This window comes from Aggregatilinea sp., from assembly GCF_036822615.1.
Lineage (GTDB): Bacteria > Chloroflexota > Anaerolineae > Aggregatilineales > Aggregatilineaceae > Aggregatilinea.
This window is the reverse complement of record NZ_DAISHJ010000134.1, coordinates 1-14,080: the sequence shown is the minus strand read 5'-3', so window position 1 is coordinate 14,080 and position 14,080 is coordinate 1. Positions and strand designations below refer to the sequence as shown.

At 62.9% G+C, this 14,080-nt stretch carries 15 protein-coding genes and 1 tRNA gene; 13 read left to right on the top strand and 3 right to left on the bottom strand.

Annotated features, from left to right (window positions below):
* Together V7116_RS22645 and V7116_RS22640 are read left to right on the top strand one after the other, a co-directional pair.
* Positions 1-1,447: cyclic nucleotide-binding domain-containing protein (locus tag V7116_RS22645; protein WP_324394258.1), on the top strand; the 1,447-nt coding region annotated here is incomplete at its 5' end.
* A gap of 21 nt (positions 1,448-1,468) precedes the next feature.
* Positions 1,469-2,071, top strand: coding sequence for a Crp/Fnr family transcriptional regulator (locus V7116_RS22640; RefSeq protein ID WP_324394257.1), 603 nt, complete (start codon positions 1,469-1,471; stop codon positions 2,069-2,071).
* A 121-nt stretch (positions 2,072-2,192) separates the two neighbouring features.
* Here V7116_RS22640 and V7116_RS22635 read toward each other — a convergent pair whose 3' ends face one another.
* The gene (locus V7116_RS22635; RefSeq protein ID WP_324394256.1) at positions 2,193-3,527 is read right to left on the bottom strand and encodes a CAP domain-containing protein; all 1,335 of its coding nucleotides are present in this window, start codon (positions 3,525-3,527) and stop codon (positions 2,193-2,195) included.
* A gap of 232 nt (positions 3,528-3,759) precedes the next feature.
* On the opposite strand from V7116_RS22635, the gene moaA reads away from it, so the two are divergent.
* The 9 genes from moaA (at position 3,760) to V7116_RS22585 (ending at position 11,774) form a co-directional block, all read left to right on the top strand.
* Positions 3,760-4,776, top strand: coding sequence for a GTP 3',8-cyclase MoaA (gene moaA, locus V7116_RS22630; RefSeq protein ID WP_324394255.1), 1,017 nt, complete (start codon positions 3,760-3,762; stop codon positions 4,774-4,776).
* A gap of 211 nt (positions 4,777-4,987) precedes the next feature.
* On the top strand, positions 4,988-5,236 hold the full coding sequence (locus tag V7116_RS22625) for a MoaD/ThiS family protein (protein ID WP_324394254.1): 249 nt from the start codon (positions 4,988-4,990) through the stop codon (positions 5,234-5,236).
* A gap of 4 nt (positions 5,237-5,240) precedes the next feature.
* Positions 5,241-5,684: a molybdenum cofactor biosynthesis protein MoaE gene (locus V7116_RS22620; RefSeq protein WP_324394253.1), complete on the top strand. Its 444-nt coding sequence runs from the start codon at positions 5,241-5,243 to the stop codon at positions 5,682-5,684.
* Positions 5,681-6,121 (top strand): cyclic pyranopterin monophosphate synthase MoaC, encoded by a 441-nt coding sequence (gene moaC / locus V7116_RS22615; protein WP_324394252.1) that lies wholly within the window; start codon positions 5,681-5,683, stop codon positions 6,119-6,121. Before V7116_RS22620 ends, moaC begins: the two co-directional genes overlap by 4 nt.
* Before the next feature lie 209 nt (positions 6,122-6,330).
* On the top strand, positions 6,331-7,623 hold the full coding sequence (locus V7116_RS22605; RefSeq protein ID WP_349258557.1) for a thrombospondin type 3 repeat-containing protein: 1,293 nt from the start codon (positions 6,331-6,333) through the stop codon (positions 7,621-7,623).
* A gap of 114 nt (positions 7,624-7,737) precedes the next feature.
* On the top strand, positions 7,738-8,316 hold the full coding sequence (locus tag V7116_RS22600) for an RNA polymerase sigma factor (protein ID WP_324394251.1): 579 nt from the start codon (positions 7,738-7,740) through the stop codon (positions 8,314-8,316).
* Complete coding sequence (locus tag V7116_RS22595) at positions 8,313-9,629, top strand: DUF5667 domain-containing protein (RefSeq protein ID WP_324394250.1); 1,317 nt, start codon at positions 8,313-8,315, stop codon at positions 9,627-9,629. The genes V7116_RS22600 and V7116_RS22595 overlap by 4 nt, the downstream gene beginning before the upstream one ends.
* 156 nt (positions 9,630-9,785) lie before the next feature.
* Positions 9,786-9,859: transfer RNA gene (locus tag V7116_RS22590), tRNA-Val, on the top strand.
* A gap of 70 nt (positions 9,860-9,929) precedes the next feature.
* Positions 9,930-11,774 (top strand): GAF domain-containing sensor histidine kinase, encoded by a 1,845-nt coding sequence (locus V7116_RS22585; protein WP_324394249.1) that lies wholly within the window; start codon positions 9,930-9,932, stop codon positions 11,772-11,774.
* A gap of 62 nt (positions 11,775-11,836) precedes the next feature.
* Here the strand turns inward: V7116_RS22585 and V7116_RS22580 are convergent, their stop codons facing one another.
* Positions 11,837-12,136: a hypothetical protein gene (locus V7116_RS22580; RefSeq protein WP_324394248.1), complete on the bottom strand. Its 300-nt coding sequence runs from the start codon at positions 12,134-12,136 to the stop codon at positions 11,837-11,839.
* A 506-nt stretch (positions 12,137-12,642) separates the two neighbouring features.
* Between V7116_RS22580 and V7116_RS22575 the strand changes: the two genes are divergently transcribed.
* Entirely contained in the window at positions 12,643-12,867 is a 225-nt protein-coding gene (locus V7116_RS22575; RefSeq protein WP_324394247.1) for a hypothetical protein, read from the top strand.
* A gap of 164 nt (positions 12,868-13,031) precedes the next feature.
* Positions 13,032-13,601 (top strand): hypothetical protein, encoded by a 570-nt coding sequence (locus V7116_RS22570; RefSeq protein ID WP_324394246.1) that lies wholly within the window; start codon positions 13,032-13,034, stop codon positions 13,599-13,601.
* Between the two features lie 5 nt (positions 13,602-13,606).
* Here the strand turns inward: V7116_RS22570 and pyrF are convergent.
* The coding region (pyrF, locus tag V7116_RS22565) for an orotidine-5'-phosphate decarboxylase (RefSeq protein WP_324394245.1) at positions 13,607-14,080 on the bottom strand (474 nt) is incomplete at its 5' end.

Sequence of the window (14,080 nt, the reverse complement as noted above, 5' to 3'; positions counted from 1 at the left end):
GGGAACCGCGATCAGCCGCGTGCTGTCCACGTCGCTGATGCACGCCACCGCCAGCGGCCTCGTCGGGATCTCGCTGGGGCGGCTGCGCCGCGCCGCGCCGGGCAAGGGCGTGCAGGGCGCGGCGATCGGGCTGTTGTTCGCCATCGCGCTGCACCTCGTCTACAACAACGTCGTCGGGCGGCTGGATGGGCGCGTGCTGCTGCTGGTCGCCATCGGGATGGGCAGCGGCGGCAGCCTGCTGGTAGTGTGGTTCATCCAGCAGGGGCTGGCCGACGAAAAACGCCGCTTCGCGCGGACGCTCGGCCTGCAAAGCGACGTGTCCTCTGGTGAACGTCAGGCGGTGCAGCAGCTCGGCCAATCGTCGATGGAGCAAATTCTGGCGGAGCTGGAAGGTTTCTTCGGGCTGCACAACGTGGCGCAGATCCGCCGCCTGCTGGTGCTGCAAGCCAACCTCGGCATTCTGCAAAACAACCTCGCCGGGCCTGCCAGCCCGCGCCTGCGCGCCGCGTGGCAGCAGGAGATCGGCACGCTGCACACCGAGATCGCCGCGCTGCGTGACGAGCTGAACGCCCCGGTGCGGCTGTTTTTGCGGCGGGTGCTTCCCTACGGCGATCGCGCGCTGCAAGACGCATTTGGCGCGGAGATCGCGCGCTTCGATCCGACCCTGGTGCACACCTTCGACATGTTCATGCGCGTTTCGGAACTGGCGCAGACCTTCACTCCCGCCGACCTGGAAGCGCTGGCCGCACGCCTGAGCAAGATCGAGATCTTCAAGCATGTGGCGCTGGCGGACCTGGAAAACCTCAGCCGCGCGCTGACCTCCGCGACGTATGCGGACGGAGACGTGCTGTTCGAGCAGGACGATCAGGGCGACGCGATGGTGCTGATCGAGCAGGGGCTGGTCGATATTTCGCGGCGCGATCCGTCCGGCGAGGTCAAGCCACTGCTGACGGCTGGTCCCGGCGACGTGGTGGGCGAGTTTTCGCTGCTGGACGGGCGGCCCCGCTCGGCGCGGGCGCGGGCGAACGGGGACGTGCGGGCGCTGATCCTGCCGCGCGAGGCGTTTATGCTGTTCATCCAGAGCCGCCCGCGCGTGATCCTGGCGATGCTGCAATATCTGGCGGCCAAGGCGCGCACCACGACCGACGCGATCGAGTCGAGCATTACGTGGATGGCGCGCATCCAGCAGGCTGCGACCCGCGCGCCGTCGTCCGGCTCCGGCGTGTCGCCGTTCAGCGGAGGCGTGCTGGATTTCGATCCGGACGTGCTGTCCGAAGCGACGCTCTCGCGCATGGATTGGACGTTCGCGCAGATGGCCGAGACGTTGGGCGGCCAGCCCGGCCCGGTCGAGCCGCCTGCGCCGCCCGTGCATGACGGGGCGGGCGAGGAAAGCCTGCTGCGGCGGCTGCAATCGCGGCCACGGCCTCCGCGCAGCGAGTGGGAGTAACCACGGAAAGCGCCATGAATCATGATTAACGAGCCGGATTATGCCGGGGTGGCCGAGCTGTTGGGCCGGTCGCGGCTGCTGCGGGCGGTCGAGCTGGAGGACCGCGAACGGTTGGCGCGGCAGATGGGCCGCGAATCGTACCCGGCGGGCGGCATCGTCTTCGAGAAGGACGCGCCCGGCGATGCGCTGTACTTCGTGCTGACCGGGCGCGTGCGGATTTTTACGAGCGATCCGCTGGGGCACGACCTGACGCTGCGCACCTACGGGCCGGGCGACGTGTTCGGGGAATTCGCTGTGCTGGACGGCAAACCGCGATCCGCGTCGGCCCAGGCGGACGGCGCGTTGGAAGTGCTGCGGCTGGGCCGCGACGAGTTCCTGCGCTTTCTGGACACGCACCCGTTGGCCGGGCTGGCGATGATGCGCGGCATGGTCGAGCGCGTGCGCTACACCACCGACTATTTGCAGCAGGTCATGGCCGCGCTCGATCTGCTTTCGATTGGCGACTACGATCGCGCGCTCAAAGCCGTGCCTGAATCCGCCTCCGATGCGGCGATCCAGCGCTTGATCGACGCGTTTATGGACCTCGTGCGGCGCGTGCAGGGGCACGGCGCGCAGCGGTGGTGAGGGGTGACAGGCCGCGCCCAACCGGGTTTTGTAGGGGCGGGTTTCTAACCCGCCCATTTTTCCCTGGGATGATTCCCCTTCCCTCCGCTTGCGTGAGGGAAGGGGACTGTAAACACATAAGCTAGCCCGGCAGATCGACCGCGCAGCGGCCCGCTTCGGCGAGACACGTCGCCACGACGATACCGTCCCACTGCACGGTGAAGCTGCCGGTGAGCCAGAAGCGCGCTTCCGGCGCAAGCAGCGTCACGCCGCGCTGGTTGCGGCAGCCGGACGGCTTCGGCACGTCTTCCTGCTCGTCCCACGACCACGTTTGCAGACAATCATTCGCCGGGAACGCGTTTAGCGGCGCGGCCAACCACTGCGACTGCCAGCGCGTGATCGGGAAGGTCGTCGTTCCACTGACCATATCCAGCCGCGACAGATCGCGCGCCGCACCCGACGTGTTGAGGATCGCCAGGGACCGGCTGTCGTAAATGATGGCGATATCCTCTGCGCCGCCGGATGCCGCCGCGACCGGGGTCGGCGTGGAGATGCTGGCTCCCGACGATCCGGTGGGCGTCACGGTGGCGGTCGGTGACGGCGCGGGGGTCGCGGTGCTGGCCTGGACGACCACTGCCGGGGGCGCGGTAGTGGGCACGGGCGCGTTGGGCGGCAGGAGCACAAGATCGCGCGTGAAGGTGACGGGCGTCAGCACTTCGACCGCGCCATCGCGGAAGCTGACGTAAACCGTGTCCCCCATGTAATCGCTGAGGCGGATGGTCGGCTGCCACGGACGCCACCCTGCGCGCAGGGGCTTGCCCTCCGCGTCGAACAGCTTGACCTCGGTCGCGTCCTTGATCCAGCTTTCGCCGCGCGCACCCAGGTAGCGCTCGTTGGTCAGATAGAGCACGCCCGACGCTGAATCGTACGTCACGGGCAGCACGTTGGGCCGCGCGCCGAGCACCACGATGTACAGGTAGCCGAACGGGTGCGGGAGCGCGGCGACCCCGACTTCGCGGTAGGTGGGGTTGAGCGACGAGGCGCGGTGAATGCTGGACGACTGCCAGAAGCCCAACGCGGCGTCGGCGTTATGCCCCACGTAGGCGATCTCGTCCAGCGCGATCTGCTCCGGGCGGTCGTAGGTCGGCCAGTTGTAGGGCGCGGCGCGGGCGCGCACCTTGGGGCCTTCCCCGTTCCGGCCCAGGTGGACGTCGCCCCCGTCGGGAATATCCGGCAGGCTGAGCAGATACTGCGCCTGGCCGAGCGCCAGGGCTTCCAGGGTGGGATTGACCTTGAGCGGCCACGTGCCTTCCGAGATGCGCCAGGCATTGAGCTTTTCGACGATCTCATCGGCGGCAGCCTGATTGGACGGGACTTCGGTTGGATCGGAGGACTGGGCGAGCGCGGGGTGCGCAGGGAAAACGACGGCGGTGAACAGGATGGCAAGCGCGAGTAAGGCTGTCGCCCGGCGATACATAATGCTCCCTCGATATGTAACTTACGGGTTCATAGCATTATAAAGCCACTTTTACACGCATGTGCAGGTATACCGGGATGTGGGTGACACATTATCCTGTAAAATGGCATTAAATTCGCTATAATCCTGGTACGCTTTACACAACTGTAAACGCTGCGCGAGCAAGCTGATCGACCTGTTGTACCGCTTTGCCCGCCCTCGTTTTGCCCGGTTAAGTTTATACGGCGATATCATGGGCCCAAACATCACAGACACGCTTCAAAGGCCGCTCCGGGACCTTCGCATTTCCGTCACCGATCGATGCAATTTCCGATGCCGCTACTGCATGCCCGCCGAAATTTACGGCGAGCACTACCGCTTCATGCCTAAAGCCGAGATGCTCTCCTTCGAGGAGATCGCGCGGCTGGTGCGCATCATGGCGGGCTTCGGCGTGGAGAAGATCCGGCTGACGGGCGGCGAACCCCTGGTGCGCCAACAGCTCGAAAAACTGGTGGAGCAGATCGCCGCCATCGACGGCATCAAAGACATTGCCATCACCACCAACGGTGTTTTGCTGCCGCAAAAAGTGCAGGCGCTCAAAGACGCCGGGCTGAAACGCGTGACGATCAGCCTGGACAGCCTGGACAACGACGTGTTCCGCCGCATGAACGGCGAGCGCGCGGACGTGCAGCAGGTGCTGGACGGCATCGCGGCGGCGCAGGCTGCCGGATTCGCGCCGATCAAGATCAACAGCGTGGCGCAGCGCGGCGTGAACGACCACACGATCGTGGATCTGGCGCGCTACTGCCGCGATAACGGGCTGATCCTGCGTTTCATCGAGTACATGGACGTGGGCACGCTCAACGGCTGGAAGCTGGATCAGGTGGTCCCGGCGCGCGAGATCATCGAGCGCATCGGGGCGAAGTTCCCACTGGAACCGGTTGAGCCGAACTATCGCGGCGAGGTCGCCTCGCGCTACCGCTACGCGGACGGCGGCGGCGAGATCGGCGTGATCGCGTCGGTGACGCAGCCGTTCTGCGGCACGTGCACCCGTCTGCGCCTGACACCGGAGGGCAGCATTTACACCTGCCTGTTCGCGGTCAAGGGCACGGATCTGCGCGACCTGCTGCGCGGCGATGCGCCGGACGAGGCCATCGCGGATCGCATTCGCGGTGTGTGGCAGGCTCGCGGCGACCGGTATTCGGAAATCCGCTCCTCCCTGACGGACCTCGAACGCCCGAAGGTAGAGATGTACCACATCGGCGGGTGAGGGCTGCCCCGGATATTGAGACGACATGTGTAGGGGCGTATAGCCTTCGCCCTACCCGGCTTTGCTGACAACGGGCGGGGCAAGCCCCGCCCCTACGAAAAGCAGAGTCGCCTATCATGTCGCTGAATGTTTAACTTGCTGTATATGATGGGGCGTATAACCATACGCCCCTACAAAACACCACACGGTCAAATTCAGAGGACATGTTGGTATGAAGCTGCAAGTGGTATTTTACGGCGGGTTGAAGCAGACCGCCGGGATCAAAACCGAGACGCTCGACCTGCCGGGCGACAGCCTGCCCGTGCGCGAGCTGCCCGGCCTGCTGGGGGAGCGCCATCCCGCGCTGCTGCCCCGGCTGGGCGTGGTCGCCTACGTGGTGAACGACGAGATCGTGGGCGACGATTACGTGCTGCGCGACGGCGACGAGGCGGGCGTGCTGCCGCCGGTCAGTGGAGGGTAGCGCGATGGGACGTTGGGTGACCGAAGATCCGCTGCTGCTCGATCCGCTGCTGGCCGAAACGGAAGACGATGCCAGCGGCGCGCTGATCGTGTTCATCGGCACGGTGCGTAACGAAAACGACGGGCGGCCCGTGGACGGCATGACGTACGAGGCGCACGTCAGTCTGGCCGAAAAGACGCTGGCCGAACTGGAAGCCGACGTGGTGGAAAAGTTTGACGTGCGCGTCTGCCGCATCGTGCACCGCATCGGGGCGCTGAAGCTGGGCGAGGCGAGCGTGATCATCGTCGTGCGCGGGGGGCATCGCGCCCCGGCCTACGACGCCTCACGCTACGCGATCGACGAGCTGAAGCAGCGCGTGCCGATCTGGAAAGAAGAGCATTATATTGACGGCGAGAGCCGCTATCTCGACGGCGTGCCGCTGCGCCGGAAGGACGAAGCCAAATCATGAAAGACGTAACGGAAAAGACCGCGACGCTGCGTGAAGCCATCGCGGAAACGATGATCACCATGCCGCCGGAAATCCAGACCATGCTGCGCGAGCGCAAGCTGGAAAAAGGCGACGCCCTGGAAATCGCACGGGCGGCGGGCATCATGGCCGCCAAGCGCACCTCGGACCTGATCCCGTTCTGCCACCCGCTGCCGATCACGCACGTGCAGATCACGTACTTCTTTGAGCCGGAAGGCGTGCGCCTGCAAGCGCTGGTAAAAACCATCGCGGTGACGGGCGTCGAAATGGAGGCGATGACCGCCGCCAGCCTGACCGCGCTGACGCTGTACGACATGCTCAAGCCGCATACCAAGCAGCTCGAAATGACCTACACGCGCCTGTTGATGAAAAAGGGCGGCAAGAGCGGCGAGGTCCATTACCAGCCCCCGCAAAACTAAACTCTCAACGCCGTTCCGTAGCCGGATTTGCTTCTAAGAGCGAGGTGTTACAGCCTCGCTCTTTTTTGCGTGTTGCAGCGGAGTTTCCTTCCCGTAACGTTAAGAATGATTCGCATTTACGCCCTGTCTTTACGTTAAATTTGTAAGATTGCCCTATGGCCCCCCGGTATTGCTGGCAGGTGTTGGTGATTGATAGGAGCAATAGACACATGGGAATTTGGAAACGGTTTTACATTGGAATGGTCGTGCTGGCCCTTTTGGCGGCAGGCGTTGCTGTCTTCCCGGCGGCTCCGGTTTCTCCGGCAGCGGCCCAGGACGATACGCCCATTGAAGTCATTATTCGCATTTCAGGGACCGTCGAGTCGATCACTGTGGATACCATCGTGGTGGACGGCTACGCGGTCAACATCAACGGCGCGTTCGATCCGGCGACGCTGACAATCGGTCAGGTTGTGACCATCACCGGAACGCTTGAGGACGGCGCTGAATCCGTGCTCAACGCGACCTCCCTGGTGCTGGGCGTGGACCTGGACGGCGATACCATTGCCGACGATGTGGACAACTGCCCGGATATCGCTAATCCCGATCAGGCGGATACGGACGGGGATGGCATCGGTGACGCATGCGATCCTGATATGGTCGATACGGACGCCGATGGACTGGTCGATGCGCTGGATAACTGCCCGCTGGTCGCCAACGCGGATCAGGCGGACACGGATGCGGACGGCATTGGTGACGCATGCGATCCTGACCTGCTCGACACGGACGCGGACGGCGTGGTCGATGCGCTGGATAACTGCCCGCTGGTCGCCAACGCGGATCAGGCGGACGCGGATCTGGACGGTATCGGGGATGTCTGCGACGAGACCCCCGGCCCGGTTGGCACCGAGGAACCCCCGGTAGCGACTGAAGAACCGCCCATGGCAACCGAAGAGCCGGCGGAAGTGGTTTGCGATCGCCCCGGACACCCTGTGGCGACGGCGCTGGCGGCTGAGTTCGACCTGGATTACGACGTCGTGATGGGCTGGCACTGCCAGGGCTTCGGCTTCGGTGAAATCGCGCGGGCGCTGCTGATCTCCGAGCAGTCGGACGGTACCACGCCGGACGATCTGCTGGCCGAGAAGGCAGGCGGCCTGGGCTGGGGCGAGATCGTGAAGGAATATGACGTCCAGCCGAGCAGCCTTGCACCGGGCCGCGTGATTTCGGCCCAGAAGCACGCCGATAAATGGGGCACGGATGACGAGACCGACCCCGGCGATCAGGAGATGATGCAGGAGCAGGAGCAGGAACAGGAACAGCTCCAGACCGAACAGAATACCGGGCCGGGCAACAGCGGCAACGCCCCCGGTCAGGAGAAGAAAGATGATAACGGCGCGCCCGGCAACAGTGGCAACGCGCCCGGCCAGGAGAAGAAAGATGATGGCGGCAGCGCCCCCGGCAACAGCGGGAATGCGCCCGGCCAGCAGGGCAAGGATGACAACAAGGGGGGCGGCAAGAAGTAGGTCACACGGCCCCCGGCGAACGGAGCGGGCACGCTCGCTCCGTTCGCCCAACCCCGAAAAGAAAACTATATTCTTAGGGTGAACGGATGACAGGCACATGTGTGACTAAACTTTATGGCAGAAACGCCCGACGATATTTTGATCGCCCGTGCGCAACGCGGCGAAGCGGATGCGGTCTCGATCCTGTACCGGCGTTACGTGCAGCAGATTGCGCGGTATATCGGCTATCGTGTGCCCGATGGGCAGGTTGTCGAGGATCTGACAGCAGAGGTCTTTTTGCGCATGGTGGAAGGACTGCCAACTTACCGGGTGACGGGCGCACCTTTTGAAGCATGGCTGTACCGCATCGCGGCGGCGCGCGTGGCCGATCATTACCGGCTTCACCGACAGCGCCCGCAGGAACCGTTAACGGATACGCTGCACTCCGATCAGGCGTTGTCGCCAGAGCAGACCGTTCAGGAACGCGAAGCGGTCGAGGAGCTGCGAGAGGCATTGAGCCAGCTCCCTGAGGAACAGCAGACGATTTTGATTTTGCGCTTTGTCGAGCGTAAAAGCCATGAGGAAGTCGCACAGATCGTGAATAAGAGTGTTGAAGCCACCGCGACCATGCAGCACCGTGCCCTGAAACGGCTGGCGGCGCTTATGGGTAGTTCCAAATCTGGACGGCATTATCTGCGAGGTACGACAGAATGACGCCGGGTCGCTCCAAGGATGCGCGTGATTTGATGGACCGGCTGGACCGTGCCCTGCCGCCTCATACGCGTGCTGTGTTTGATGACGGAAGCGATCCGTTGGTAGATGCCGCGCGGCGGTTGTCCGAGACCCCCGCGCCCGCCCTGCCAGAAGACGCCATGCTGCGCATCGAGGCGCGGCTCCGGGTGCAGTTGGCGACATCAAGTCCGCATCGGGTTACAAGCACACCTGTCCGCCGTTATTCGATGGTACATCTCCTGCGCGTCGCCGTTGCCGCGTGTTTGATCATCTTTATCCTCGGTACGGTCGGTGCGGCGCAGGCATCGGCCAACAGCCTGCCCGGTGAAGCGCTCTACCCGGTGAAGCGCGCCATCGAAAGCGGGCGGTTGGCCCTGGTTTCATCTTCGGACGAGGCGCGGCTGCGTGTCGACTTCGCGGCCCGGCGTGTGGACGAGTTCCAGGAACTGCTGGACCGCGGCGATATTTATCCGCGCGCGCTGGAAGAAGCCTCGGATCAACTGTGGGCCGCGGGCCAGTTGGTGGACGCGGGCGAGGGGAACCGGGAGCAGGTCCGGCTGCGCATCGACGAGATCGCGCAGCAGCAGGCCGCGCTCGCGCTCCAGGCGATCCCCGCCGCTCCGGCGGAGATGCAGATCCGGCTGCAAACCGTGGCGGATAACAGCACCGCCCTCAGCACGCAATATGGTAGACCCGGCGACGTCACGCCTGAGCCGGTCGTGACCGAAGCGCCTGCCGCCATTCCGCTGACAGAGGAGCCTCTGGCCTCATCGACGCCGACGTTTACGGCCACCGCCACGGCGACGGCAACATCGACTGCCACCTCAACGGCGACCGCTACTTCGACGGCGACCGCCACCGCCACGCCGTCCCCAACGGCTACGGCGACATCGACTGCCACCTCGACGGCCACCGCCAGCCGGACGCCGAGCGCGACCCCCACGCGCAAGAGCGTCACGCCGACCCGCCGCCCGCCCTCGGACGCGATCGTGCCCGAGGCAGGGCCAACGCGCATACCGACGCTCGTTCCGCGCCCGGCGCAGTATCCCACTCTGACGCCTGAAGGCGTGTTCGACGGGCCGGGCAGCAGCGAAAGCGCCCCCGGCCAGGAGGACGCCGGACCGGGGAACAGCGAAAGCGCCCCCGGTCAGGAAGACGGCGGGCCAGGCAACAGTGAAAATGCGCCAGGACAACAGGCTGATGGGCCGGGGAACAGTGAAAACGCCCCCGGCCATCAGGCTGATGGCCCCGGGAACAGCGAGAATGCCCCGGGGCATATCAAAGAGGAGAAGTAGTTTCGTGCGCCGCGGACCGGCGTCGTGTTGTTTATGCTTACTGCATAGTGGGGCGCGCCAAAAAAACGTGCTACAATGAGTCGCGGTTCCTGAGCGATCCGACTGCGAAACCGCTCTTGTCAGCCGATTCTATCGATGCTATAATGCTGGCATCTTGGGCGCGTAGCTCAGCTGGTTAGAGCGCACGGTTCACATCCGTGAGGTCAGGGGTTCGAGTCCCTTCGCGCCCATAGTGGTAAAGATGCCGCAGGTTAGCCCAGTCGCGACCGTTGCGGCATTTTGTTTATACCGGGACCTTCTTTGGATCCGCGAGCGTCCGTTTATTCCACTCACCGGCTCGATAAAGCCCTCTTCTGGTTGCGGTGGCTGTTCATTCTGAGTGCCGCCCTGCTGCTGGCAACTGAAACGCGCCTGGGCGGTGCCAGCACGCATACCAGCCAACTGCCGCTGGCATTGGTGGTTGCGGTTGCCTCGAACTTCGTGCTGGCGGTGCTGGCACACTTCACCGCGCTAAACGACACCCTGCTCGGCCTGCTCACTCTGGTCATCGACACCGCCCTGGCGATCCTGTTCGCCTGGGTCTACGGCGACGCGCCGCTGGCGCTGCTGGCTTTCGGCACGCTGGCGATTCTGCCTGCCGCGATCCGGCTCGGCTGGGTGGGCGCGAGCGTCTGCCTCGTGGCGCTGCTGGCGGGCAGCATCTGGGTGTTGGGCGGACCGGGAGCGCTGGACGTTTCCGACGACGGCGTCGTCAACGCCGGGCTGAGCCTGCTGCTGCTGGCGGCGTTCGGCATTCTGGGCGTGGCGCTGCGGCCCAACGGCTGGGGATTCGGTCGGCGGAACCGGCTGGCGGAGCGCGAAGCCGAAGCGTCCCGGCTGCGGGACGCCCGCGAGCGCGCGCGCGCCATGTACGAGATGGCGAGCACGCTCAGCTCGACGCTCGATTACCAGCGCGTGCTGGACGCGGCGCAAAACATCGGCACGCTGGGGCTGAACGGGCTGGGCGGCGGCGCACGGATCATCAGCGCGGCGCTGCTGTTCCAGGGCGACGATAACCAGCTTCGCGTGATGAGTTCGCGCGGGCTGACACGCGCCGACCAGATGGTCGCGGTGCCGGGCCGTCAGGGCGTGCTGGGGCTGGCGCTGAAACAGGCCGAGCCGGTCTTCGCGGGCGAGATCAGCCGCGATCCTGAGCTGCATTATTTCGTCGCGTTCCAGGACGCCAAGTCGGTGCTGGCGATCCCGCTGCGCGCCGGATTCCAGAATTACGGCGTGCTGCTGTTCGGCAGCGACGAGCCGGGCTCGTTTTCGGACGAGCACGTCGAGCTGTTGAACGCCATCGGCACGCAGGTTACCGTGGCGCTGCAAAACGCGGTGCTGTACCAGAATCTGCTGAACGAAAAAGAGCGCATCGTCGATATCGAGGAAGATACGCGCAAGAAGCTCTCGCGCGATTTGCACGACGGCCCCACGCAGAGCGTCGCGGCGATCGCCATGCGCGTGAACTACATCCGCCGCCTGATCGAACGCCAGCCGCAGCAGGCCGTCGAGGAGTTGTGGAAGGTCGAGGAGCTGGCGCGCCGCACGACCAAAGAGATCCGGCACATGCTGTTCACCATGCGCCCGCTTGTGCTGGAAACGCAGGGTCTGCGGGCCGCGCTGGGGCAGCTCGTGGAAAAGATGCGCGATACCTACGACATGAACGTGACGCTGGAAGGCCAGTTGAACGTCGAAGACAGCATGGACGGGCACGGGCAGGGTGTGTTGTTTTACATTGTGGAAGAAGCGATCAACAATGCGCGCAAACACGCCCAGGCCGAACACGTCTGGGTGCGCATTTACCGCCAGGAGTCGCTGATCGTCGTGGAAGTGGAAGACAACGGCGTGGGCTTTGATCTGAGCGCGGTGGACGCGAACTACGACCAGCGCGGCAGCCTGGGCATGGTCAACATGCGCGAACGCGCCGAGCTGATCGAGGGCACGCTGCGCATCACGAGCGCGCCGTCTAAGGGCACGAAGATCACGATCCTCATCCCCGCGCACGGCGGGAACGCCTCGGGCGAATTCGGCGACGAGGCCCCGCTCCCCCTGACCCTGCAAAGCCAGGATACCAACATCCGCCGCCCCGGCAGTTTGAATCAATAAGGCGAGCACGCGGCTCGCCCTGTCTCCATCTGTTTCAGTTCAGCTTTCGATCAGCGTGTGACCTAGAGGAAGAACGACAGCGCCACCAGGATGATCATCAGGGCGGCGGCGAGCATGCCCATCGTTTGCAGGTCGTGCACCACGTACGCGTATTCCTGGCGCAGATCGACCGGACGGGCCGCGGCTGCGGCGACCTTCGACGGTACGCCAGTGGTGCGGCGGCGCGGCGCGACGGGGACGTTGCTGTGCGGCTCGGCAGGCGTAGGCGCGTCCTCAGCGGGCGTGCTGCCGTACATTTCCTGGCGGGCGCGGGCAAGGGTTTCCTGGGACAGATTAGGGCGGCGAGTCGTCTTTTTAGCCATAGCGGCCTCATTATCTCCTAAAGTGCTTCAACAATCAGCGGTCGGCCAAACTTCAGTTTTTGGCAGTGGTTGGCGGTCGCCCTGCGCGTCATGCTCCAACCGGGGTACGGCGTGCGTTCCGGCGGGCCGCTACGCCCCACAGTGATACCACACCGGAGGGCGAATTTCAAATCATGCGCACTCTAAATGAATGACGCAGGTTCCGAAGAATAAACTAGAAAATTATTCTAATAATTAGACTCAAATGATTTTATATCTTTACTTTGTTTATAGTTTCAAATACAATAGAACATGTGTATCAAAGCGGAGGGTGGGATCATCTCAAAGGACGATTTGCTAAAATCAGGGGAAAAAGCACCTGAATCTGGACAGTACGAAATTGTTGGTCCAGGGATGCAGGTGGAAAGATCACACTGTTTTCAAAGGTGAAACGCTTCCTCCTACTCCGCAGTCGGGGCAGAAATATCATATTGTTGATAAGACAAGACTAAAGGTTGTGGCAAATAATGGGCGATCCAGAAGAGCAGAATCCAGGAAGTGAGCTAGAAAAAGTTTTCATCCAGGAAACTTACGATTTTATGGATGCACCTGCACTTGATTCTTTACCTGACACAGCTATGTCGGGTAGTGTGGGTCAAGAAATCAGAATCGTAGGTTTGGATCTCACCGATATCGGTAGCAATCAGAGTCAAGCACAACCGCCTAGTGACAAAAATTCAGACAAGAAGTAACGTCGTTAACGAGTACCTGAAGGGTAATGCTCAGGAAATGCCGTATGACAACTTGCGCATTGTCTGAACGACAAAAAACACTATTGCGATCGATTGTTCCTGGTCTTAAGGGCGGAATCATAGAAACGAGGTGGACAGTCAATTATTATATAGGATACGATGGAATGATGGTTGATGAGTTGGATGACCAGAAGGATTTACAGGAGTTTTGGCGAGAGCATGCGCATCAAGCAGATTTTTCTGTTTTTCAGGCGTGTGGTTTTTTTAGGCAGGTAGGAAAAAATCAGTATCATCTGTCCGAGCAAGCGATTATCCAGGCTGCCGAAAGAGATTTTGAATCCCCTACCGTACCAACTCCCACTTTTAATCAATACAATGTCTCAAATGTACAGAATAGCATTCTGAATATTGACTCGACCCTCGAAAATGTGCGGCAGAGCATTCATGCTGCTCCTGAAGTAGAGGACGCCACAAAGCGCGAGCTTGAAAGGCTTGTGGCTGAACTACAGGCCGCCCTACGTGGTGTTCCTAGTGAATATCAGGACGAAGTCGAAGCCGTACGAGAACAAGCCGAGCAAGTGGGGAAAGCTCTGAGCAAAGAGCGTATTAATAAAAGAAGCCTCGATGTGTCCAGCAAAGGACTGATCGAGGCTGCAAAGACGCTTCAAGCGGTGACGCCCAGCATACTACTCATTGCAACGCAAATTGCGAATGCGCTAGCGCCCTACCTTTAAACTTACTACCGCCACGCGTTGATCGCGTCGCGCAGGGCGCGGGCTTCCGCCGCCGGATCGTCCGCGAAGATGATCCCACGCGAGCTGTTGACGATGATGCCCTTGCCCGTCGCGTTCAGCCCGGCGGTGACGGTCGCCTGGACGTCGCCGCCCTGCGCGCCGATGCCTGGCACGAGCAGCGTCATCTCGCCCACCAGCGCGCGGACCTGCCGCAGCTCGTCGGGATAGGTCGCGCCGACCACCAGCATACAGTTGCCGTTAGCGTTCCAGCCGTCGCGCACCGTCTCCGCGACCACCTGCCACAGCGGTTTGCCGTCGATGGCGCGGTCCTGAAGCTCGCCTGCGCCGGGGTTCGAGGTGCGGCACAGCACGATGCAGCCCTTGTCGGCGCGCTCCAAAAACGGCACGAGCGCCTCGCGGCCCAGGTAGGGGTGGCGAGCGTGGGCAACGTTCTGGGGTCGGTCATCAACTGGCTGCTC

Coding starts and splice junctions, on each gene's coding strand:
- V7116_RS22640 (WP_324394257.1), top strand. CDS start 1,469: ATGATTAACGAGCCGGATTATGCCGGGGTGGCCGAGCTGTTGGGCCGG.
- V7116_RS22635 (WP_324394256.1), bottom strand. CDS start 3,527: ATGTATCGCCGGGCGACAGCCTTACTCGCGCTTGCCATCCTGTTCACC.
- moaA (WP_324394255.1), top strand. CDS start 3,760: ATGGGCCCAAACATCACAGACACGCTTCAAAGGCCGCTCCGGGACCTT.
- V7116_RS22625 (WP_324394254.1), top strand. CDS start 4,988: ATGAAGCTGCAAGTGGTATTTTACGGCGGGTTGAAGCAGACCGCCGGG.
- V7116_RS22620 (WP_324394253.1), top strand. CDS start 5,241: ATGGGACGTTGGGTGACCGAAGATCCGCTGCTGCTCGATCCGCTGCTG.
- moaC (WP_324394252.1), top strand. CDS start 5,681: ATGAAAGACGTAACGGAAAAGACCGCGACGCTGCGTGAAGCCATCGCG.
- V7116_RS22605 (WP_349258557.1), top strand. CDS start 6,331: ATGGGAATTTGGAAACGGTTTTACATTGGAATGGTCGTGCTGGCCCTT.
- V7116_RS22600 (WP_324394251.1), top strand. CDS start 7,738: ATGGCAGAAACGCCCGACGATATTTTGATCGCCCGTGCGCAACGCGGC.
- V7116_RS22595 (WP_324394250.1), top strand. CDS start 8,313: ATGACGCCGGGTCGCTCCAAGGATGCGCGTGATTTGATGGACCGGCTG.
- V7116_RS22580 (WP_324394248.1), bottom strand. CDS start 12,136: ATGGCTAAAAAGACGACTCGCCGCCCTAATCTGTCCCAGGAAACCCTT.
- V7116_RS22575 (WP_324394247.1), top strand. CDS start 12,643: ATGGGCGATCCAGAAGAGCAGAATCCAGGAAGTGAGCTAGAAAAAGTT.
- V7116_RS22570 (WP_324394246.1), top strand. CDS start 13,032: ATGATGGTTGATGAGTTGGATGACCAGAAGGATTTACAGGAGTTTTGG.